Source organism: Rhodovibrio salinarum DSM 9154 (assembly GCF_000515255.1).
Classification (GTDB): Bacteria; Pseudomonadota; Alphaproteobacteria; order Kiloniellales; family Rhodovibrionaceae; genus Rhodovibrio; species Rhodovibrio salinarum.
This window is the reverse complement of sequence record NZ_KI911559.1, coordinates 3,478,765-3,500,209: the sequence shown is the minus strand read 5'-3', so window position 1 is coordinate 3,500,209 and position 21,445 is coordinate 3,478,765. Positions and strand designations below refer to the sequence as shown.

Below are 21,445 nucleotides of genomic sequence, written 5' to 3'. Positions count from 1 at the left end.
ATCGTTGGAGGGCGGATACCCGGTGGCGCATGGGCGGCGCGCCTGTCAGGCGGGGGTTAGTTGACCTGGCCCGACAGCAACCACATCAGGCCGCCAGCGATCGCGCCAATCGTCACCAGCCCGACCAGCAGGTCGTAAAGTTGGCCGCCACGCCCGCGCTTCGGCGCCCCATCCGCCGTGTCGACCGGGGCGCGGCGGTCCGGGCTATGGGGGTGCGGGGCGAGGCGTTCGGATGTCGGTTGGCGTTGCGCGTTCGTGTTGCTCGCATGCGGGGGCGGCCCCGCCGGCGTTTGCGGGGGGACGTGCATGCGCGGCGACGGTGTATCGCCGTCGTGAGCGGCGGGCACGGATTTCGGTTTGGGCGCGTCCGTTTCCCGGGATGCTGCGACGAGTGACTGAGCGACGCGATACCAGGCCTCTTCCGACAGGTCTTCCTGATGCTCGCGGAGTTTGCGCATCCGTTCGTCTTGCGGCAGCTGCACCAGGGCTTCCGCCGTTTCGCGTGCCCAGGCCTGCCATTCGCTGTAGGCGCGTTCGCGCTCGCGTTCGACGCGTGCGCGCAGGCCGGCTGGCTCTGCCATCATGAGCGCACCAGCTGCGGAGACTGCGGGATCGCGGCGATCTCCTCGCCAAGCACCGGTGCGAGCTGGTCCGTGGAATCCAGGAGCCAGTCTGCGAAGGCGTACATCGATCGCGCGGCCGTCCCGAGGGGGATATCGCACGTGCGCGCGACCTCCCGCGATGGCCTTTGGACCAGCTCATCGAAGCGCCCCGCGTTCTGAAGGTACGGCCACGCTGGGATGCGCACCGCCTTCAACGGGACGCCGGGGAAGGGGCCCACGGAGTGTCCGAAGAACTTGCCATCGCGCTGATTGTAGATGGCCATGAACTCGGCTTCCGGGAACAGTTCCCGCAGCACGTGGGCGTTGTTGCTCGCGGTGCGCCAGGATTCCTGCTCGGCCGTGGTCACGATCAGGATCGTGAGGTTGGCGCCGTTGTTGAGCAGTTCGCGCCCGCTGGCCTGCGCCCACCGACAGAACGGGAAGGTTACGCCGGCGCCCATGTCGACCAGGCTGCGTTTCCGGTCCTGGAGTTTCTCGGCGATCTCGTCCCAGTAGGTGAACAAGATGTCCGGGTTCTCGTAGATCTCCGAGACCTTTTGCCGTTCGATCGGTCGGTAGTCGACCAGGTCGCCGAACAGCTTGCGCAGACGTGGCATCTTTTCGCATTCGATGATGCGAAAGGGTTCGTGCTGATCCAGCAGTACCAGCGCAAGCAGATGCGTGACGAGCGTCTTGCCGACCCCGCCCTTGTCGTTACATACGATTATATTACGCATCGGAACTCCGTAGGTTCGTACCCTGGGGCATGCGGATCGCCGGTTAGCATTCGTCCCGCCCGGTGGCGCGGGACCCGTGGGCCTCGTCTCCGTAGATGAGGGCTTCTTCCTGCTGTCGCTGGCGTCTCAATGCCGAAAGGCCGCCAGCGTTTTTTGCAGGCGGCCGGTGCGTGTCCCCACCCTTTGCCGCGCTGTTTTCTCGAGCAGACTGTTGGATGCTTTCCGCCAGTGCGTTGTTGGACTGGGTTAGGCTCTCGAGTGCGCTCGATATGCTGGAGAGCTGTGCCAGGAGCATGTCGAACTTCGCTTCGAGACGGGACGCCAGCCCGGTATCCGCCTCTTGCAGGCTGACGCCTTCCTGGGCCGAGGTCGAATGGCGGTCCGTTTCCGTCAAGACGAAGTCTCCTCAACGTTTAAGTCGAAAGGGGCCTGCGTTCTGCTACTTTTAGGTGCATATCTCCGTATAGTTCTCGCACGGAGATGCCTGTTGCATTCAGATGCTTCTAATTAGCGCAAGCATCCTTAATAGAAGGTGGACGAGGTGGTCGGTATCGACAACGCCTCTAAACGACCTCTCTGGGCTTGGTCCATTTGATTGGCTACCAGCCAGGAGACGGACACCTTATTGCAGGTCGGAATGGGTGTTGGTTCGGGCCGATCCCGCACCCGGGGCTCGGATTCGTGACATGCCGGTTAAATATTGCGTTGTGCATGACCGTGCGGCTTGAATGCCATGGTATGTCTGGTACCGTTCCGCCATGCCTTGGGATGGTTCGCAAACCTGCACATATCTGTTCGTTGAAGCGGAACGCTTGTTGGATGAAGGGCAGGTCGCCGCGGCTCGTTTACTTTTCAACCGGGTCGCCGACACCTGTTTGTTCGAGCGTCATCCCTGTCCGCGCGCCGGGACGTGCCGGACCGCCGCCGACCGGGTCGCCCGGCGTCTGGACGCCACGGTGGATGTCTAAACTCAGAAGTTTCTTGGCGAATTCGTCTGCAGCCGTCCTTGAAGCTCTGGCGTGTGCCTGCCCGCTCAGGTAGTCTCGTTGCGGTCATGTAACGAGTGGCGGGCGGAGTGGCGGCAGCCGTGCAGTTGGACCCCAGACAGGCCCTGGCGTTGTGGCACGCCGTCGTACTGGCCGGCATGGCCCGTGGCCAGCCGGATTTGACGACGCGGCAGATGGCCGTGCTGTTGCAGGTGTTCATGGCCGAGCCGCCGCATACGGTGCGCGGCCTTGCCGGTACCCTGGGTGTTTCCAAGCCGGCGATCACCCGCGCGGTCGACCGGCTGGAGGAACTTGGCTTCGTGCGCCGGCGCAAGGACGAGGACGACAAGCGCAGCATATTCGTTCAACGCACCGTGAAAGGTTCCGTTTTCCTGCGCGAGTTCGCCGATGTTGCGAGCCAGAAGGCGCGCGAGGTGTAGGCGCGATGCGCGTGCCCGACGCAGCCTGGCGTTCCGTGCCGCACGACCTTCCCTTGGCCCGGCGCGCGGGCGCGCGCTAGGCTCCTCGGCGCCATGACCGCCATGATCACGCACATCGCTTTACACGTCGCGGACGTCGAAGCCTGCATCGCGTTCTACCGCGATGTGTGCGCACTTGAGATCGTGCATGAACGTGCCGCCGGCTCGGGCGATGGCCGGGTTGTCTGGATGGCCGCAGCAGGGCAGGAGACCAGTTTCGTGCTCGTGCTGCTGCCGGGCGGCCCGGGCGCCCAGCGCGCGGCAGGCGATTTCTCGCACATCGGTTTCGCGGTTGCGCGGCCCGCGGGCGTGGACGAGATGGCCGAGGTCGGACGCGCGCGTGGCTGCCTGATGATGGAGCCGGTGGACGAAGGCTATCCGGTCGGCCGGTTCGTCTGTCTGCAAGATCCAGACGGCAATATCGTCGAGTTTTCTTACGGCCAGCCGCTCGGTCCTGGGGCGTCCGATGGGAGCGCCGAATGAGCCGACACGATCCCGCGACGCTTGCCGACCGGATTCCGCAGGGCGACCGCCGCGCGCTCGCCCGCGCGATCACATTGGTGGAAAGCACGCGCGACGATCACCGCCGCTTGGCGGAGGAGTTGCTGGAACGCCTGCTGCCCCTGACCGGCGGGTCGACGCGCATCGGCATTTCCGGCGTGCCGGGTGTGGGCAAGTCGACCTTCATCGAAAGCTTCGGCCGGCACGTGATCGATGCCGGTCACCGGGTCGGCGTGCTCGCGGTCGATCCGACTTCCTCGCGCTCCGGTGGCTCGATCCTGGGCGACAAGACCCGGATGCAGGAGCTGGCCCGCGATAAGGACGCCTTCGTACGACCGTCGCCCACCGGCGGCACGCTGGGCGGCGTTGCCCGGCGCACGCGTGAGGTCATGCTGCTGTGCGAGGCCGCGGGCTTCGACGTCATGCTGATCGAGACGGTCGGCGTCGGGCAATCGGAAACGGCCGTGGCCGATATGGTCGACCTGTTCATGCTGCTGCTGCTGCCGGGCGGCGGCGACGAATTGCAGGGCATTAAGAAAGGCATCTCGGAGATCGCCGACCTTTTGGTCGTGAACAAGGCCGACGTCGACCCGAACGCCGCCAACGCCGCTGCCAGCGAATACCGCAGCGCCCTGCGCATGCTGCGCCCGGCCTCCGACAGCTGGCAGCCGCCGGTGCTGACCGCCGCCGGGTTGAGCGGCAAGGGCGTCGACGACGTCTGGGCCAAGATCCAGGACTACCGCCAGGCGATGGAGGCGAGCGGTGCGCTCGCCGAGCGGCGGGCGGGGCAGGCGCGCGCCTGGATGTGGAACGAGCTGGAGGAGTCGCTGATCGCGGCCTTCAAGAAGCATCCGGAGGTGGCGCGCGACCTGCCGGAGTTGGAGCGTGCGGTCACGCGTGGCGATCTGCCGGCCGCGGCCGCCGCGCGGCGGTTGCTCAAGACCTTCCTGGGCTATTCGCCGTCGGATGCGCAGGATAGCCGTCAGCAGGGGGCGGCCCAATAGGCACGGCGTATGCCAGCAGCCTTGACGCCGCGCGCGCAAGCGCTTAGAACCCGCCTCCGTTGGCTGGCACGCGTGCCGGCCCGAAGGGTTATGGGCCCGGGGATCCGGCGGACTGGATGGCGCGGGCGATACGCGCCCCGGTCGCCTGTGCGCCCGGCGCCAACGCACACCACGAGCAAGCAAGCGGGATCGAACGCCATGGCACGCCGTTGCAGCTTCACCGGCAAGGCGGTTCAGGTTGGCCACAACGTCAGCCACGCCAACAACAAGACGAAGAAGCGGTTCCTGCCGAACCTGCAGGTCACCTCGCTCTATAGCGACATCCTGGACGAGATGGTGCGCGTGCGCATCGCCGCGAAGGGTCTGCGCACGATCGAGCACAACGGCGGGATCGACCACTTCCTGATGACCTCCAAGGACAAGGACCTCGGCCCGGACGCGCTGAAGATCAAGCGTCGGATCGAGAAGGTCCAGGCCAAGCAGGAAGGCGCTGCGGCCTAACGCACGCCCTTGCGCCTTGAACGCGTTACGGCCCGCGGGGGATGCCCCTCGCGGGCCGTTCGTGTTTGTTCGTCGCAGTGATCACGCTCACTCGCCGGTCAGCGCGAACTCCAGCAGCAGGGTGCGCTGCAAGAAGTTGAAGTTGTCGTCCGAGAGCAGGTAGATACGCGTCTCCCCGTCGACGCGCCGCGCCGCCACGCCTTCGAAATTGTCGACGATGTAGGGCGCGCGGAAGTGCGCCAGTTCGGGACCGTCCAGGCGCGCGCCCGGTTTTACCGTCTCAAGCGGGATGCGTTGCAGGCGCACGCGGGCACCGGCGAGCGGATTGTAAGCGCGGGTCAGCACCACAAGGTCGCCGCCCGGCAGCTGCGCCGCACCGGTCGGGCGGTAGCCTGCCCGGCGGGCGAGTTGGAGGGCGCGCCACGTGCCATCTGTGCCGCGCAGCCAGCCGGTGTAATCCCGGTCGCCGTCGTCCAGCCGCGCTTCGACCAGCAGTAGCAACCGCCCGTCCGCCAGTTGGGTCAGCGCCTCCGCTCCCTTGTTGCCGTTGGCGCGTGCTAGACCTTCGGGCTCGGGCACGCGCGTGGCACGGGCGTCCAGCCCATCGGGATAGGCGCGCAGCCGATGCAACTGCTCGAAGCCGACGACCGGTACGCCATCGATCAGGGTCAGGGACTCGCCGTCCTTCTGCCAGCCCTCCGTGACCGGAGCGCCGTCCAGCTTGCGGTAGGCGCCCATGCGCACATCGGTGAGCCCTGCCAGGTGGCCGTCCGTCATCGTCGGCCGCGCATCGACCCAATACCCCTTGTCGCCGGCGATCAGCAGCCGTCCTTGCGCGGTGAAGGCGAGGTCGGACAGGCCGCCGAAATTCGGGTTGTCGGAGGTGAGGGCATAGCCCGCCCGCCAGGCGAGCGCGCCGATCCTCTCGACCTCGCGGTCGTCGTGCAGACTGACGGGCGATGCCTCCACCTGGATGCTCTCGGCGCGCGCGGGCAGGGCGAGCAGCAGCGCTACGAGGAGGAGCGGCAACAGGCGCAGCATGACGGACCTCTGACGGGAGTGGAACGCGGGTCCGTTATACGTGGGACAGGCCGGCACGCGTAGGGCAGGGTGGGATTGATTGTGCATCACGGCCTCGTCTGCCGCTGAGGAGACGAGGCCGCGCGCCCAAATCGCGTTCCCTGAAGGAAACCGCGCTACCCTTTCTTCGCGATCATGTCGGCCTTTTCGACCAGCTGCTCGGCTTGGCGGATCGAGGCGAAGTCGATCAGCTTGCCGTTCAGCGTGACCGCGCCCTTGCCTTCCTTCTGGGCCTGGGCCATCGCTTCCAGGATGGCGCGCGCCTGCTCGACGTCCGTGTCGGAGGGGGCGTTGATCTCGTTGGCAAGCGGGATCTGGCTGGGGTGGATCGCCCACTTGCCCTCGCAGCCCAGCACGGAAGCGCGGTTCGCCTGGGCGCGGAAACCCTCGGCGTCGGAGAAGTCGCCGAACGGGCCGTCGATCGGGCGCAGGCCGTTGGCGCGCGCGGCGACCACCATACGCGCGATCGCGTAGTGCCACATGTCGCCCCAATGGTAGTCCCGGGCACCGCCGTCCTCGGGCGTATCCGTCAGCACGCCGTAGTAGGGGTTCGGCCCGCCGATCGCGGTCGTGCGCGCCTTGGTCGAGGCGGCGTAGTCGGCGACGCCGAAGTGCAGGCTCTCGTTGCGCGGACTGGCGGCGGCGATCTCGTGGATGTTCTGCATGCCGAGCGCCGTCTCGATGATCAGCTCGAAGCCGACCCGCTTCTTCCGGCCCATCGCCTGCTCGACCTGCGTCACCAGCATGTCGACGGCATAGACGTCGGCGGCGGTGCCGACCTTGGGGATCATGATCAGGTCCAGCCGGTCGCCCGCGTTTTCCAGCACCTCGATCACGTCGCGGTACAGGTAGGGCGTGTCCAGGCCATTGACCCGCACCGACACCGTCTTGTCGCCGAAGTCGAGCTCGTTCAACGCCTGCACGATGTTCTTGCGGGCCTGCGGCTTGTCGTCCGGGGCAACAGCGTCCTCCAGATCGAGGAACACCACGTCGGCGGCGGACGCGGCGGCCTTCGGCAGCATCTTCTCCGAGCTGCCCGGTACGGCCAGCTCGCTCCGGTTCAGGCGCGCCGGCGCTTCTTGGACCGTCTTGAAACTCATGCTGGTACCCCTCCCACAAATCGTTTGTTTCGCAGGTGCGAAACGTGCCGCCTCCCCCGGACTTTTGCAAGGTAGCTGACACGACTGTGGCGTGTGGGTGCGGTGCGCACCGGCGCGGTCAGCCGTGCAGCAGGCCGTCCAGCTTGATCCCGGCCAGCGGGTGGCGTTCGCCCACCAGCGCCTGCAGACGGGCATCCAGAACGTGGGTGTAGATCTGCGTCGTCGAGATGTCGGCATGCCCCAGCATCTGCTGGACCGACCGCAGGTCCGCGCCGTGTTCCAGCAGGTGCGTGGCGAAGGCATGACGCAGTGTGTGCGGGGAGACCTTGGCGACGTCGACCCCTGCCTCCTGCGCCAGCGTCTTCAACTGCTGGGCGAACGCGGCGCGGGTCAGGTGGCCATCTCCCTGACGGGCGGGGAACAGGTAGGCGTTCTTGCGGGTGTCCAGCCAGCCGTCGCGCACCGGCAGCCAGTCGCCCAGGGCCGCGCGGGCCGGGGTGCTCAGCGGGACCATGCGCTCGCGTCCGCCCTTGCCGCGCACGACCAGCATGCGCGGATCGCGTCGCACGGCATGGACGGGCAGGGTGACCAGTTCACTGACCCGTAGGCCGGTGGCGTAGAGCAGTTCCAGCATCGCGCGCAGGCGTACGCCCGCCACGCCTTCGCGCGCCGCTGCGGTCTGCAACAGCGTCTCAACCTCCGCCTCGCTCAACACTTTGGGCAGGGAACGCCCCTGGCGCGGACCGTCCAACGGCTCCGTCGGATCATCCTCGCGCACGCCTTCGGAGAACAGGAAGCGATAGAATTGGCGAAAGGTGGACAACCGCCGGGCCACCGTACGCGGCGACAACTGCTGGCCGCCTAGCCAGCCGAGGTAAGCGCGCAGGTCGTCGGCGCCGGCGGAGTCCAGGCTTTCCCCGCGTCCGGCCAGAAAGCCGGCCAGCGTGCCCAGATCGTGCAGGTAGGCCAGCCGAGTATTCTCTGCAGCCGCGCGTTCGCCGCCCAGCATCTCCAGGAACCGTTCGGCGGCGTGCGCATCGCGGTTAGAGAGCTGCTCGGCTGACATGCTGGTTTCGCCCCTGTTTTGGCGCATGCAATCTGATCGCGCATTCTAAGGCCGGTCTGAGGTCGCGCACACCTTCTGGACGGCCGCGCCCATGCGGCCGTCGATCGCGAGTCGGTCCTAGCCGCCCGCGACGCGTTGCCAGACCTGGCGGAAGAGGTGCACCACGAACGCATGCAGGCAATAGCGCTGGTAGGTCTCGCGCGCGGTTTCCGGATCGACGCCCAGCCAGCTGCGACGGCCATGCCAGTCGACGCGGCGATAGCCGTTGCGGGTCACCGCGAGTTCCACCCGCTCGCGGCCGTAGACCCGCGAGAGGAGTGTCTCCGCCGGGCCATAGCGATCGCTCGCCGTCTTGGTCATGGCCGACCCCAGCCATCACGGGCGCCCGTCGGTCGCGCATACACTGCTTCAGGCCGTCGGCCTGGCCGGCGGCGCGCACCTGGATCCGGGCAACGCGACGTCGCCCGGCCAACGCATTCGATCTTCTAATATAGAAACCCGTGGGCATGACGACCACGGCGAACGGTTGATTTTCATGGATTCGCTAGCGTGCCGACGTCAGCTTTCCGCTCAGACGCCTTGGTAGATTGCTGCCTGCAGGGCAAGCCGATGGGCCGTGTCGTCCAGGCCGACTTGCTTGAGCGCGGTCACGGCCGACCCCAGCGCGAGCGGATGGCAATGGCCGAGGCCTTGCGGGCCCAGCACCAAAAGGGTGAGCAGCACCGTCTCGCCGCGCCGCCCGGCCTCGCCGGCTTCCCGCAGGGCGAATAACAGCGCGGCCGGTGGGGCGGGCTGCGGGGTAGCCGGTGCGTCCAGCGCGACTTCGACCCAGCTGCGTTCGGGGGCCTGACCCAGCGCGCTCAACAACGCACGCAGCGCACTTTCCCGTTGGGTCGGCGGCGCGTCGTCGGGACCGTCCTGCGCCTGGTGCCAAGCCGCCAGCCCCCCATTCGCGGGCACTTCGTCAGCGCCCGAAAGCATTGCATAGGGCCATAGCGCGGTGACGGCCGCGGCCGCTTTCGGGTTGATGATCGCTTCCTGCTGCGCCATGCGCAGCCACTGGCCGGCCGCCTTCGGCCTATCGGCCGCGTAGAGCGCGCGCCCAGCGGTGGCTGCGAACCATGCCAAGTCCGGCCGCACTTGGATGCTTTCAAGTGCATCGGCGAGCAGTCGCGCGGTCGCGATGAACGCGCCCGGCGAGCGTTCGCTCAGCAACTGGCGAAAGAGCTCGGCGCGTGCGGCCGGCGAAGGTTCCTGCTGGGCGGCCTGATAGAGCAGCGCGCGTCGACGGACCGAGGCCATCTTGTCGCGACCGCGCTCAGGCGCCTGGCTGGCCGCGTTCAGTGTCCCGTCGGGGAAAGTGAAACGGTCGTAGAGCGCCCCCAGACGGGTTGGCGGAAGGATGCCCAGCGCGACGCTGCGTTCGGCCGCGCGGGTGCGCAGCGCGAGATCCCCGTTCTCTGCGGTTGCCAGGGAGGCGAGGGCACCGACCGACAGGCCATGCCATGGGGCCTGGGGGAACGGCAGCCCGCCAGCCACGATGAGGCCCAGCTCCAGCGGACCGAGCGACTCCGGCAGACCGTCGGGCAGGCGGTCGGCGCCGGCCGTCGCGGCCTCGTAGAGGGTCAGGAAGCCGGTCTGATCGGGATCCGCTTGCTCGCGCAGCAGGCGCACGGTCAAATCCGCCTGGGCGACCGCGCCGTCGGCGAATTGGCATAGCGCCAACGCCTTCTGCCAAAACGCGCCGTCGGACTCGCGCACCGCATTCCGCACCGCGGTGCAGGCCGCTTCCCGGTCGTGGCGGAGCAACAGGGCCTCCACCCGATGGCGCAGCACGCCTGGACTGCGGGTGTTGCGGGGGAGGGCGTCGATCAGCCGCATCACCGCGTCGGTTGCGCCAATCGCCGCCAGCCGGTCGACGCGCAGCGCCAGGAGATCGCGGGTACCGCCCTGGGCGTGCTGGCGTTCCGGCGCCACCGCTGGGGACAGCAGCAGCCGGCGCGCGAGATCGCGCAGGACGGGGGCGTCGAGATTCCCGGGGAGGCGTGGCAGCAGCGCTTCCACCCGGCGGCGTGGGGTGCCGGCCCACATGTCCGCCCCCAGTGCGCCGCTGTTGGAATCCAGAACCCCAAGGGTTTCCAGGCTCATCTCGTCGAGCTGGTCGACCTCGATGCCCTCGGGAGCGCGGCGGGGGGACGTCTGTGAAGAGTTTCCAGCCGACTGGTCTTGCCCACCCTGCGACGTGCCGTCCGGCGGGGGCGCGGAGTCCACCTCTTCCGGCGGCCCCAGACGCAGAGGTTCGCCGATCGGGTCCGCACTCTGCGGTGGGGTGTCGGCGGAGGGAGACCCATCGCCCTGCGTTTGTGCGCGGGCCGGCCCGGTGGTCGTGCCGGTAAACAGCAGCAGAGCGGCCAAGCCAGCGATAAATGCCGCGCGGCTACTCCGCGAAGCGGTCATTGGGAATGGTCTTCTCCACCGTATGCGTCGGTGCCGGGATTTCCCAGGTCGTGAGGAAGATGCCGCCGGCGACGATCGCGCCCAGAACGACGACGACAAGAAAGAAACTCAAACGGCCCATTATCACGCACTGATTTCGGTGGTCTGGAAGGTGTCTTCGAGCAGCGGTTCACGAGCAATTTCGGAAGCGGGGAAACGCGCCATGGTTGGCACGCGCTTGCCCCAGCCCGGCAAACTCGTGATAGGTTCGCAGTATGGCGAATTTGCGGCAGTCTAGCTGGGCATCTGGAGCGGTGCAACGCGCCCTCCGCGCCGTCTCTCGGCGCTTGGGAGGCGAGGTGTGAGCGCGCGTGACCGCCCCCAGAGCACAGCGGCGGAACCTTCGGCGGCTGTCGCGCCGGAGAATGCGTTTCCGCGCACGATCGTGCTGGTCGGCCTGATGGGGGCGGGTAAGAGCTGCATCGGCCGGCGGCTCGCACAGCGTCTGGATGTCTGCTTTTCTGACGCCGACCAGGAGGTCGAGCGCGCGGCCGGGATGACGATTCCGGAAATCTTCGAAAGCTACGGCGAACCGTCGTTCCGGGATTGCGAACGTCGGGTGATCGCGCGGTTGCTGCGGATGTCGCCGCACGTGTTGGCGACCGGCGGCGGGGCGTTCATGAACGATCGTACCCGCGCGCTGATCAAGGCGCGTGCGATCTCGGTATGGCTGCGCGCCGATCTGGACCTGCTGGTCCGCCGCACGGCCCGGCGCAATACCCGCCCGCTGTTGCAGCGTGGCGACCCGCGGGAGATCCTGAGCGATCTGATGGCCAAGCGCGAGCCCGTCTATGCCGAGGCGGACGTGGTTGTCGACAGCGTCGATGGCCCGCCGGAGACGACGGTTCAGAGGGTGGAGGCGGCGGTGGCCGACTACATCGCCCGCAACAAAGTGGGGCCGCCGGAGCTGCTGGAGGACGACGGCTGCATCCGCCCCCCAAACGAGGACACAGGACGGTGAACGATCAGACGGGCTTTGAGACGGGGACGGGGGCATCTTTCGCTGCGGTCAGTGGCGAACCCTCCGGTGTCGAGCGGTTGCATGTCGACCTGGGGACGCGCAGCTACGATATCTATGTTGGAAGTGGAGTCCTGGCGCGGGCCGGCGCGTTGATGGGCGCGGTGCTGCGGCGCAAGCGCGTGTTCGTGATCACCGATCAAACGGTCGCCGATTTGCATCTGGCGACCCTGGCGCGTGCGCTGGACGACGCGGGTATCGCCTATGAGGCGTTTGTCTTGCCGGCTGGCGAGAAGACCAAAAGCTGGGCGCAGTTCCAGCAATTGGTCGATTCCCTGCTCGAACACCGGATCGAGCGACGGGACACCATCGTCGCCCTGGGCGGCGGCGTGATCGGCGATCTGGCCGGTTTCGCCGCAGCCAGTGTGCTGCGCGGCGTTGACTACGTGCAGATCCCAACGACCGTATTGGCGCAGGTCGATAGCTCGGTCGGCGGCAAGACCGGGATCAATTCCCCACATGGCAAGAACCTGGTGGGCGCCTTCCATCAGCCGCGTCTGGTCTTGGCCGATACGGGGGTGCTGGACACGCTGTCCAAGCGCGAGCTCTTGGCCGGCTACGCCGAGGTGGTGAAGTACGGCCTGATCGACCGGCCGGAGTTCTTTTCCTGGCTGGAAGCGAACGGGGCTGACGTGCTCGACGGTCGGGCGGAGGCCCGGCGCAAGGCGGTGCTGACCTCCTGCGTGGCCAAGGCGGACATCGTCGCGCGCGACGAAACCGAGAGGTCGGGGCCCCGCGTGCTGCTCAACCTGGGGCACACCTTCGCTCATGCGCTGGAAGCGGAGTGTGGCTACGCGGGCCAGCTGTTGCACGGCGAGGCTGTGGCGATCGGCATGTGTCTGGCAAGCGACCTGTCGACCGAACTTGGCCTCATGGCCCGCGAGGAGGCGGTGCGCGTGCGCAATCACCTGGCCGCGGTCGGGCTCCCCACCGGTCTCGATCACCTGCCCAGGCAGAACTGGAACGTAAAGCGCCTGCTCGACCACATGAGCCGCGACAAGAAGGTACAGGACGGCCGCGTTACCTTTGTGCTGATGAAGGGTATTGGCGGCGCTTACCTGGAACCGGACGTGGCACCGGAAGCGGTCGAGGCGTTGCTGACCCAGGCGCTGGCCGCGTAAGCATGAGGCGCGACTTCGCGGGCCTTGCCGGCCACGACGGCGCAGCTTTCGTTCCCGTCTTTCAGGATAAGCAATGACGACCGAGACGCTCCTCTCGATTCTGGCGATCCTGGGCCTGCTGGTGTGCTCGGGCTTCTTCTCCGGGTCCGAGACCGCGATGACCGGCGCCAGCCGGGCGCGCATGCACGCGCTCGAGCAGCAGGGGTCGCGTGCCGCCACGATCGTCAACCGGATGTGGCTGCGGAAGGAGCGCCTGATTGGCGCGATCCTGCTCGGCAACAACCTGGTCAACATCGCCGCGTCCGCGATTGCCACCTCGGTCGCGATCACGTTGGTCGGCGAGAACGGCGTGTTCGCCGCCACGGTGGTGATGACGCTGCTGGTGCTGATCTTTTCCGAGGTGCTGCCGAAAACCTACGCGATCCACCACGCCGACCGGATGGCCGTGTTCGTGGGCCCGATCCTGCGGGTCTTCGTGGTCGTCTTCGGGCCCGTCAACCACGCGATTTTCCTGGTGGTGCGCGCTACGTTCAAGATCTTCGGCGTCGACATCGGCTCTCCGATCGGCGCGGAGCAGAGCGAGGAGGAACTGCGCGGGGCGATCGATCTGCACGCCGGCGGTAGCGAGGAGGTCCGCCAGGAACGGCAGATGCTGCGCTCCATCCTGGACCTCGGCGACGTCGAGGTGGGCGAGATCATGACCCACCGCAAGAACGTCGTGACCGTCAACGCCGACCTGCCGATCGACGAGCTGATCACCGAGGTTCTCTCCACCCCCTACACCCGCGTGCCGATGTGGCGCGGCACGCCGGACAACATCGTCGGCGTGATCCATGCCAAGGAGCTGTTTCGGGCGGCGAAGGAGTTGAGCGGTCAGGAGGAGAAGATCGACGTCGCCGAGGTCGCCAACCCGCCCTGGTTCATCCCCGACGCGACCGATCTGTTGAGCCAGCTGCAGTCCTTCCGCCAGCGTCACGAACACTTCGCCATCGTGGTCGACGAGTACGGCGAGGTACTGGGCATCGTCACGCTGGAGGACATCCTGGAGGAGATCGTCGGCGACATCGCCGACGAGCATGACGTCGAGATCGAGGGCGTGCGCCAGTTGAAGGACGGCGCGGTGATCGTAGAGGGGACGGTGACGATCCGCGACCTCAACCGTCAGTTCGAGTGGAAGCTGCCGGACGAAGAGGCGTCCACGATCGCCGGCTTGGTGCTGCACGAGGCGCGCCGGATTCCGGAAATCGGTCAGGTATTCGTCTTCCACGGTTTCCGGTTCGAGATTCTGGGCCGCCAGCGCAACCAAGTCACCTCGCTCAAGGTCACCCCGCTGGACGAAAACGGCGAGGAGGCCACCGAGACGGCCGAGGCGGAGGCTTAGGAGCCGGGCTCCGCCCACTCAGCCCTTCCGTCGCCGCGTTCGCGTGCCTACCTTTCAGCCATCATGACCACGCTGTTCGAAAGTCAGGCGCCCCGTCCACTGGCCGACCGCTTGCGGCCCAGCCGTCTCGATCAGGTGTTGGGGCAGCAGCATCTGCTTGCGCCCGACGCGCCGATCGGGCGGATGGCGGCCAGCGGGCGGCTGTCCTCCATGGTCCTGTGGGGCCCGGCCGGCTGCGGTAAGACGACGATCGCCCGGCTGCTGGCCGATGTCACCGACATGGCGTTCGAGCCGCTGTCGGCGGTCTTCTCCGGCGTTTCCGACCTGCGCAAGGTGTTCGAGCGGGCCAAGCAGCGCCGGGGCGACGGGCAGGGTACCCTTCTGTTCGTCGACGAGGTGCACCGCTTCAACCGTGCCCAGCAGGACGCCTTCCTGCCCTATGTCGAGGACGGGACGGTCGTTCTGGTCGGTGCGACGACCGAGAATCCCAGCTTCGAGCTGAACGCCGCGTTGCTGTCGCGCTGCCAGGTCTACGTCCTGAAGCGGCTGGACGACGAGGCGCTGCAAGCCCTGCTGGCGCGCGCGGAGGAAGAGCAGGGCGGCAGCCTGCCGCTCGCCGAGGACGCGCGGGCGGCCTTGATCGCGATGGCCGACGGCGACGGGCGCTACCTCTACAACATGGTCGAGGAGCTGGCCGCCTATCCGGCCGACCAGCCGCTCGATACCCAGGCGTTGATGCAGGTGGTGCAGCGCCGGGCGCCGGTCTACGACAAGGCGCAGGAGGGGCACTACAACCTGATCTCCGCGCTGCACAAGGCGCTGCGCGGGTCCGACTGCGATGCCGCGCTGTACTGGCTGGCGCGCATGCTGGCAGGCGGTGAGGACCCGATCTACATCGCTCGGCGCCTGACCCGCTTTGCCAGCGAGGACGTCGGGCTGGCCGACCCGCAGGCTTTGCAGCAGACGCTGGCCGCCTGGGACGCCTACGACCGGCTGGGCAGTCCGGAGGGGGAGTTGGCGCTGGCGCAGGCGGTGATCTATCTGGGCACCGCGCCGAAGTCGAACGCCAGCTACATGGCGTTCAACGAAAGCAAGCGGGCAGCCAAGGAGACCGGCTCGCTGATGCCGCCCAAGCACATCCTGAATGCGCCGACCAAGCTGATGCGCGAGATCGGCTACGGCGCCGGCTACGAGTACGACCACCACGCCGAGGATGGCTTCTCCGGCCAGGACTACTTCCCGGAGACGATGGAGCGCCGGCAGTTCTACCGTCCGGTCGAGCGCGGTTTCGAGCGTGAGGTCCGCAAGCGTCTGGACTACTGGGCCAAGCTGCGCCGGCAGCGGCAGGCTGAGGAGTCTTAAGTCCCTCAGTCCGCTTTTGAATGGTCCGGCGATGCGTTTCCCGCAAACCCGCCATGATCGATCTCTGCCTTGTCGTGATGGCGCCGGTCTGATTTGTGATCAGGGGGTTATATAAAAACTGACGCGTAGGGAGGCCGTATCGCGGGCCATGAATGACTTTATTACACCGCAACGTGCCCACGCCGCCCTGCTGACGGTCGACGCACAACGGGATTACGTGAATCCGGAATCTCCGGTGAAGTCCGCCGGGGCCTACCACGCGCTGGAACCGCTTAGCCGACTCGTGCACAGCGTACGCGAGTCCGGCATGCCGATCTTCCACGCCGTGCGCTTCTACAAGCCCGATGGCAGTAACGTCGATCTCGCCCGCCGGCGCGCCGTGGAAGAGGGCATGCGTGTGCTCATGCCGGGCAGTCTCGGCTCCGACCTGATCCCCGAGGTTGCGCCCGAAAATCCGCCGCGCCTGGACCCGCATCTGCTCCAGGATGGCGGCGTCCAGGAACTCAGTCGCCGCGAGGAAGTCTTCTACAAGCCGCGCTGGGGTGCCTTCTATCGCACCCCTTTGGAGCAACGTCTGCACAACCTGGGCATCAATACGCTGATCATCGTGGGCGCCAACTTCGCCACCAGCGGTCGGGCCAGCGTGTTAGAGGCTAGCGAGCGGGACTTCCGCGTCGTGATGGTGCCCGAGGCGTGTAGCGGTCTGCGCGAGACCGGCGCCAACGACCTGGCGCGCATCGGCGTCAGCCTGATGCGTCTGGAGGAATGTCTCGCCTGGAGCGAAGGCCACCACCGGCCAACCCAGGCAGCTTGAGGTCTTGCGACCGCCCTCAAGACAGCGCTTTCATTTGCCTGTCATGAAAACCGGGTAAGCCGCCTTACCTTGAGGTGGTTTCGACATCCGGGCCAGAGCGTTATGGGGGCGGCGTGAGCGATAGCAGGGAAGATGTCCCCGCCCGGTCGCAGGGTGGGCCGCTGGACGTTCTCTGGATCTTCCTGAAGCTCGGGTGTACCTCGTTCGGCGGGCCGGTGGCGCATCTCGGCTATTTCCGCAACGCCTTTGTCGAGCGCCGGGGGTGGCTGAGCGAAGCCGCCTATGCCGACCTCGTGGCGCTGTGTCAGTTCTTGCCCGGCCCGGCGTCCAGCCAGGTCGGCTTCGCGATCGGATTGGGGCGTGCGGGCATTCCGGGCGCGCTCGCCGCCTGGCTCGGCTTCACGCTGCCGTCCGCCGCGCTGATGCTGGCCTTCGCGCTTGGCGTCGGGGCGGTCGGGGATGCGCTCGGCGGCGGCTGGATCGCCGGGCTGAAGCTGGCGGCGGTCGCGGTGGTGGCGAACGCGTTGCTTGGCATGGCGCGCACGCTGTGCCCGGACCGCTCCCGCGCGACCTTGGCGGTTGCTGCGTTGTGCACGGTCGTCGCGTTACCGGGCGTGTGGGGGCAGGTCGGCGCGATCCTGGCCGCCGGCCTGGCCGGGCGGCTGTTTTTGAGGGCGCAGGCGCGTGAAAGCGGGCATGGGGACCTGCCGGTATCCGTCGGCCGTACGACCGCAATTGCTTGCCTCGTCCTGTTCTTCCTCTTGTTGGGTGGGCTACCGCTTGCCGCCGCGATGGGGCAGGTGCAGGCGGTGCAGTTGCTTGATGCCTTTTACCGCGCTGGTGCCCTGGTGTTCGGTGGCGGCCACGTCGTGCTGCCGCTGTTGCAGGCGGAAATGGTGCCGACCGGTTTGGTCGGGGCTGAGACCTTCCTGGCCGGGTACGGTGCGGCGCAGGCGCTGCCGGGACCGCTGTTCAGCTTTTCCGCCTTCCTGGGCGGGTCGGCCGGTGGCGTCGTGGCCAGCTTGGTCGCGTTGGGGGCGATCTTCCTGCCGGGATGTCTGCTGGTCATTGGGACGCTGCCGTTCTGGGCGCGCTTGCGGGCGCGCACAGACATGCGTGCAGCCTTGATGGGCGTGAACGCCGGTGTGGTTGGCCTGCTGGCAGCCGCCTTTTACGATCCGGTGTGGACGTCGGCCGTTCACCGGCCGGCGGACGTCGCCGTGGCGGCCGGGGCGTTCCTGCTGCTGGCGGTTTGGAAGGTTTCGCCGGTGTTCGTGGTGGGGCTCGGCGCGGTCGCCGGTATCCTGCTCGGTGCGGGCTGAGCCGCGAGGCGTTGCCTCCCACGGGGTTTGCAGCCGTACGCTGCCGTCTGCTATCGACCCGGCTCCTTTGCACGTCATCTGTGCGAGATCGCTTCACCCGCTTCCTGGGAGCGCCATGACCGGCGTCGAGACCCGAACAGTCGAGCAGGCCGATGACGGCCAGCGCCTCGACCGCTGGTTCAAGCGGCATTACCCGGCCCTGTCCTACGGCCGGCTGGCGAAGCTGCTGCGGACCGGGCAAATCCGCCTTGACGGCAAGCGGGCCAAGCCGGCCAGCCGGGTGGCGACCGGGCAGGAAGTCCGCGTCCCACCGCTACCCGATACCGCGCAGGCCGCCGAGCGTACGGCCCCGCAGCCGAGTGCGCAGGACATCGCCGAAATTCAGGGTCGCGTACTCTACCGCGACGACTGGCTGATCGCGCTCGACAAGCCGGCGGGCCTGGCGACCCAGGGGGGCAGCAAGGTCGGCCGCCACCTCGACGCCATGCTGGACGCCCTGCGCGAGCCCGGCGAGGAGCGGCCCAAGCTGGTTCATCGCCTGGACAAGGATACCAGCGGCGTGCTGCTGCTGGCGCGCAGCGCCAAGGCGGCGAGCGGCCTGACACAGGCGTTTCGGGACCAGTCGACCCGCAAACTCTATTGGGCGCTGACGGCTGGGGTTCCAACGCCGGACGCGGGGCGGATCGACCTGCCGCTTGCCAAGCTGAAACGCGGCAGCGGGGAGAAGATGGGCCATGCTCCCGAACAGGGGAAACCGGCAAACACGCTCTATCGCACGCTGATGACCTGGCACCGCACGGTCGCCTGGGTCGCGCTCAGCCCGCTTACCGGGCGCACCCACCAGCTACGCGCGCACCTGCACGAGATCGACACGCCGATCCTGGGCGATGCCAAGTATGCTGCGCGTGCCGCTTTCCCCGAGGGGGTCGAGGTTGAGCAGTTGATGCTGCATGCCCGCGAGATCGCGCTGCCGCACCCGGGTGATGGGACGACCCTGCGCCTGCATGCCCCGTTGCCCAAGCATATGGCGGATGCGTTCCAGCAGCTCGGCTTCGATCCGATGCAGGGCGACGGCGTCTATCCCGCCGACACCGTGTAGGTTCACCCGCGATGACCGACCGTCCGCACCCCTATGCCCTGATCGTGTTCGACGTCGACGGCACGCTGGTCGACAGTCAGGCTGGGATCGTCGCGTCGATGGCGGATGCTTTCGCCGAGATCGGGCTGGCCGCGCCGACGGCCGAGCAGACCCGCCGGGTAGTCGGTCTGTCGCTGGACGAGGCGGTGGCGCGCCTGCTGCCGGGCGGGCTCGAGGACCCGCGGCTGGACAAGGCCGTCGACGCCTACAAGCACGCCTTCATGGCCCGGCGTGCCCGGCCCGACTATGACGAGCCGCTGTTCCCCGGCGTCCGGGAGGTGCTGGCCGCCCTTGACCATCCGCAGGTGTGTCTGGGGGTTGCGACGGGCAAATCCCAGCGCGGGCTGGAGGCCACCCTGGCGCATCACGATCTGACCCGCTTCTTCGTCACGACGCAGACGGCCGATGGCGGTCCCGGCAAGCCGCATCCGCGCATGCTACAGGCGGCGATGCGCGCGGTCGGCGCCGAGCCGCAGGAGACGTTGCTGATCGGCGATACGGTGTTCGACGTCGAGATGGCTGGCAATGCCGGTGTTACCGCCTTTGGTGTAGGCTGGGGCTATCACGATGCTGCGGAGCTGTCGCGCGCGGGGGCGCATACGATCTTGCAGTCGTTCGATGAACTGCGCGCCCGGTTGGAAGGGACGGTGCCATGAAACGCTTGAAGTGGATCGCCGGCAGCCTTGTGGTTCTGATCGTTGCGGTGTTGGTTGCGGGCTATGTCGCGCTCGCCTCGCTGGACCTGGAGAGTTATCGCGGCGAACTCGAACAGCGCGCGGAAACCGCCCTGGGTCGCGAGCTGAAGCTGACCGGCGCGATGAGCCTCAGCATGGGGCTGTCGCCGGGCGTGCAGATTGACGGCGTCGAGATCGCCAACACGGACTGGGGCAGTCGCCCGCAGATGGTCACGGTCGAGCGTTTCGAGGTCGAGATCGGTCTGCTGACGCTGCTGACCGGTGAGTTGCAGATTCGTCGGCTGGTCCTGATCGAGCCCGATATCCTGTTGGAGGTCGGCCCGGATGGGCAGGGCAACTGGGCGTTCGGGGAAACGGGCGCACAGCAGGATGCCGCTTCCAGCCAAGAGGCCACGCAGGTGCCTGACATCGCCAGTGTGCGCATCGAGGATGGCACGGTCCGCTACCAGGAGCAGCGGACGGGGCTGCAGCTGACTTGGAATCTGGCGACAGCCAGCCTGGAGACGGCCGGCGATGGTTTGTCGGTGCGCGCGGAGGGCAGCTATCAGTCCGTCCCGTTCCAAGCGGATGGCACGCTTGGGGCGCTGTCGACCCTGATGGCCGGCAAGGGGCGCTATCCGTTCGACCTGAAGGTAACGACCGAGGACGCCGAGATCGCGCTTGCCGGCGCGCTGGACCAAAGCGGCCAGGACGTGACCTCGGATGCGGAGGTGCAGGCCCGGACCAACAGCTTGGCGAACCTGACCGCATTGTCCGGTCTGCCGGACCTGGAGCTTCCCGACATTGGCCCGGCAAGCCTGCAGAGCCGTGTGCGCAAGACAGACAGCGGCTATCGTCTGAGCGGCCTGAATGTTGGGTTGGGCGAGAGCGACCTTGCTGGCGAGGCCACGCTGGACGTGTCGGGCGATCGGATGCGCGTGACCGCCGATCTGACCAGTTCGACCCTCGACCTGCGTCCCTTCACCGCGGGCGTGGAGTCAACCGGGGGTGGAAGCAACCCGGATCGGGTGTTCCCGGATACGCCTTTGCCGTTTGACCTCTTGCGACGGGCCGATGCCGACCTCACGCTGAAGGTGGGCGTGGTCAAGCTGTCCAACGACTTCGACGCGCAGGAGCTGCGGTTGAGCGCGCGGGCACGCGATGGTCGCCTCGAGCTTGCGCCGCTACAGGCCAAGCTCGCCGACGGCGCGGCCGACCTCTCGGCCACCCTGGATGCCCGTGCGTCCCCGCCGGAGCTGTCGCTCGACCTCGACATCGCCAAGTTGGACTATGGCCGGGTGCTGCGGGACCTGAAAATCAGCGACGGGGTCGATGGCAAGGTCGATGTGCGCGCCGATCTCACCGGGCGCGGCGAGACCCCCCACGCGATCGCTGGCAGCCTGAATGGCGGGCTGGAAATCGTCGGCGACAAGGGCCGGTTCGACAATGCCTTGCTGGATACAACGGGAGCCGGCTTGCGCGATCTCCTGGCCGTGTGGCGGGAGCAGGACCAGGACATGAACCTGAACTGCGCGGTGGCCCGGTTCGGCGCGGAAGACGGCGTGCTGAACAGCCGTGCCTTGCTGGCCGACACGCAGTCGGTCTCGTTTGGCGGCACCGGCGATATCGATCTGGGCGAGGAGCGGATTGACCTGCGTGTCACGCCGAAGGCCAAGCAGACCAGCCTGATGAGCCTGGCTGTGCCGGTGCGGGTCTCGGGCCCGCTGCTCGATCCGTCGGTGGGGCCGGACCCGCTCGGCGCGGCGAAGGCGACCGCGTTCGTCGTCGGCGCGGCGGTCAACCCGCTGGCGGCGCTCGGCGCGCTCGTCGTCTCCAGCGAGTTTCAGGACGAAAACCCCTGCGTGGCCGCGCTCGCCAAAGCGCGTCAGGGCGGCACGGGCGAGGCCGAGGAGGGCAATGGCGGGGTTGGCGGCTTCTTGGAAAACATGGGCGAGTCGCTCGACGACGCGCTCGGCGGCGGCGCGAACGGCGACACGGACAGTGGCAGCGACGGCAACCGCTTCCTCAACAGACAGAACGACCGATAGATAGGCCGACAGCCA

Annotated in this window: 22 protein-coding genes; 13 read left to right on the top strand and 9 right to left on the bottom strand. The window is 67.5% G+C overall.

Annotated elements, in window-relative coordinates; genetic code table 11:
• Nucleotides 1–56: 56 nt before the first annotated feature.
• Genes RHOSA_RS0116235 through RHOSA_RS0116225 form a run of 3 tightly spaced genes read right to left on the bottom strand, consistent with a single transcriptional unit; the run spans nt 57 to nt 1,733 of the window.
• Nucleotides 57–581, bottom strand: a complete 525-nt coding sequence (locus RHOSA_RS0116235) for a hypothetical protein (RefSeq protein ID WP_027289509.1) — start codon at nt 579–581, stop codon at nt 57–59.
• Nucleotides 581–1,339: a P-loop NTPase family protein gene (locus RHOSA_RS0116230; RefSeq protein ID WP_027289508.1), complete on the bottom strand. Its 759-nt coding sequence runs from the start codon at nt 1,337–1,339 to the stop codon at nt 581–583. Before RHOSA_RS0116230 ends, RHOSA_RS0116235 begins: the two co-directional genes overlap by 1 nt.
• A gap of 43 nt (nt 1,340–1,382) precedes the next feature.
• Nucleotides 1,383–1,733 (bottom strand): hypothetical protein, encoded by a 351-nt coding sequence (locus RHOSA_RS0116225; protein WP_027289507.1) that lies wholly within the window; start codon nt 1,731–1,733, stop codon nt 1,383–1,385.
• Nucleotides 1,734–2,414: 681 nt separating this feature from the next.
• On the opposite strand from RHOSA_RS0116225, the gene RHOSA_RS0116215 reads away from it, so the two are divergent.
• From RHOSA_RS0116215 to rpmB, 4 genes are all read left to right on the top strand, one after another.
• Nucleotides 2,415–2,765 carry a MarR family transcriptional regulator gene (locus RHOSA_RS0116215; protein ID WP_027289505.1) on the top strand — a complete coding sequence of 117 codons (351 nt, stop codon included), beginning with the start codon at nt 2,415–2,417 and terminating at the stop codon, nt 2,763–2,765.
• Nucleotides 2,766–2,858: 93 nt separating this feature from the next.
• A complete protein-coding gene (locus RHOSA_RS0116210) occupies nt 2,859–3,287 on the top strand; it encodes a VOC family protein (protein WP_027289504.1) in 429 nt (142 codons plus the stop codon).
• Complete coding sequence (gene meaB / locus RHOSA_RS23025; protein ID WP_051432224.1) at nt 3,284–4,309, top strand: methylmalonyl Co-A mutase-associated GTPase MeaB; 1,026 nt, start codon at nt 3,284–3,286, stop codon at nt 4,307–4,309. The genes RHOSA_RS0116210 and meaB overlap by 4 nt, the downstream gene beginning before the upstream one ends.
• Nucleotides 4,310–4,507: 198 nt before the next feature.
• Nucleotides 4,508–4,810, top strand: a complete 303-nt coding sequence (gene rpmB / locus RHOSA_RS0116200) for a 50S ribosomal protein L28 (protein WP_027289503.1) — start codon at nt 4,508–4,510, stop codon at nt 4,808–4,810.
• Between the two features lie 87 nt (nt 4,811–4,897).
• On the opposite strand, the gene RHOSA_RS0116195 is transcribed toward rpmB, so the two are convergent.
• From RHOSA_RS0116195 to RHOSA_RS25910, 6 genes are all read right to left on the bottom strand, one after another.
• Nucleotides 4,898–5,851, bottom strand: a complete 954-nt coding sequence (locus RHOSA_RS0116195; protein WP_027289502.1) for an esterase-like activity of phytase family protein — start codon at nt 5,849–5,851, stop codon at nt 4,898–4,900.
• A gap of 155 nt (nt 5,852–6,006) precedes the next feature.
• Nucleotides 6,007–6,990 carry an HpcH/HpaI aldolase/citrate lyase family protein gene (locus RHOSA_RS0116190; RefSeq protein ID WP_027289501.1) on the bottom strand — a complete coding sequence of 328 codons (984 nt, stop codon included), beginning with the start codon at nt 6,988–6,990 and terminating at the stop codon, nt 6,007–6,009.
• Between the two features lie 118 nt (nt 6,991–7,108).
• A complete protein-coding gene (locus tag RHOSA_RS0116185; protein ID WP_027289500.1) occupies nt 7,109–8,056 on the bottom strand; it encodes a site-specific tyrosine recombinase XerD in 948 nt (315 codons plus the stop codon).
• Nucleotides 8,057–8,173: 117 nt separating this feature from the next.
• Nucleotides 8,174–8,416 carry a hypothetical protein gene (locus RHOSA_RS0116180; RefSeq protein ID WP_027289499.1) on the bottom strand — a complete coding sequence of 81 codons (243 nt, stop codon included), beginning with the start codon at nt 8,414–8,416 and terminating at the stop codon, nt 8,174–8,176.
• A 210-nt stretch (nt 8,417–8,626) separates the two neighbouring features.
• On the bottom strand, nt 8,627–10,513 hold the full coding sequence (locus tag RHOSA_RS0116175) for a hypothetical protein (protein WP_156092776.1): 1,887 nt from the start codon (nt 10,511–10,513) through the stop codon (nt 8,627–8,629).
• Complete coding sequence (locus RHOSA_RS25910; protein WP_276570078.1) at nt 10,494–10,625, bottom strand: hypothetical protein; 132 nt, start codon at nt 10,623–10,625, stop codon at nt 10,494–10,496. The genes RHOSA_RS0116175 and RHOSA_RS25910 overlap by 20 nt, the downstream gene beginning before the upstream one ends.
• A gap of 228 nt (nt 10,626–10,853) precedes the next feature.
• On the opposite strand from RHOSA_RS25910, the gene RHOSA_RS23020 reads away from it, so the two are divergent.
• From RHOSA_RS23020 to RHOSA_RS0116120, 9 genes are all read left to right on the top strand, one after another.
• Entirely contained in the window at nt 10,854–11,513 is a 660-nt protein-coding gene (locus tag RHOSA_RS23020) for a shikimate kinase (protein WP_081728775.1), read from the top strand.
• Nucleotides 11,510–12,691, top strand: coding sequence for a 3-dehydroquinate synthase (aroB, locus tag RHOSA_RS0116155; RefSeq protein ID WP_051432223.1), 1,182 nt, complete (start codon nt 11,510–11,512; stop codon nt 12,689–12,691). The genes RHOSA_RS23020 and aroB overlap by 4 nt, the downstream gene beginning before the upstream one ends.
• A 73-nt stretch (nt 12,692–12,764) precedes the next feature.
• On the top strand, nt 12,765–14,072 hold the full coding sequence (locus RHOSA_RS0116150; protein ID WP_027289496.1) for an HlyC/CorC family transporter: 1,308 nt from the start codon (nt 12,765–12,767) through the stop codon (nt 14,070–14,072).
• A gap of 63 nt (nt 14,073–14,135) precedes the next feature.
• Entirely contained in the window at nt 14,136–15,434 is a 1,299-nt protein-coding gene (locus RHOSA_RS0116145; RefSeq protein ID WP_027289495.1) for a replication-associated recombination protein A, read from the top strand.
• A 148-nt stretch (nt 15,435–15,582) separates the two neighbouring features.
• The gene (locus RHOSA_RS23015; RefSeq protein ID WP_051432222.1) at nt 15,583–16,248 is read left to right on the top strand and encodes a cysteine hydrolase family protein; all 666 of its coding nucleotides are present in this window, start codon (nt 15,583–15,585) and stop codon (nt 16,246–16,248) included.
• Nucleotides 16,249–16,361: 113 nt separating this feature from the next.
• Nucleotides 16,362–17,570: a chromate efflux transporter gene (gene chrA / locus RHOSA_RS0116135; protein ID WP_200372065.1), complete on the top strand. Its 1,209-nt coding sequence runs from the start codon at nt 16,362–16,364 to the stop codon at nt 17,568–17,570.
• Between the two features lie 115 nt (nt 17,571–17,685).
• Entirely contained in the window at nt 17,686–18,669 is a 984-nt protein-coding gene (locus RHOSA_RS23010; protein ID WP_037256500.1) for an RluA family pseudouridine synthase, read from the top strand.
• Nucleotides 18,670–18,680: 11 nt separating this feature from the next.
• Nucleotides 18,681–19,364: an HAD-IA family hydrolase gene (locus tag RHOSA_RS0116125; protein WP_027289493.1), complete on the top strand. Its 684-nt coding sequence runs from the start codon at nt 18,681–18,683 to the stop codon at nt 19,362–19,364.
• Nucleotides 19,361–21,430, top strand: coding sequence for an AsmA family protein (locus tag RHOSA_RS0116120; RefSeq protein WP_027289492.1), 2,070 nt, complete (start codon nt 19,361–19,363; stop codon nt 21,428–21,430). The genes RHOSA_RS0116125 and RHOSA_RS0116120 overlap by 4 nt, the downstream gene beginning before the upstream one ends.
• The last annotated feature ends 15 nt before the right edge of the window (nt 21,431–21,445 follow it).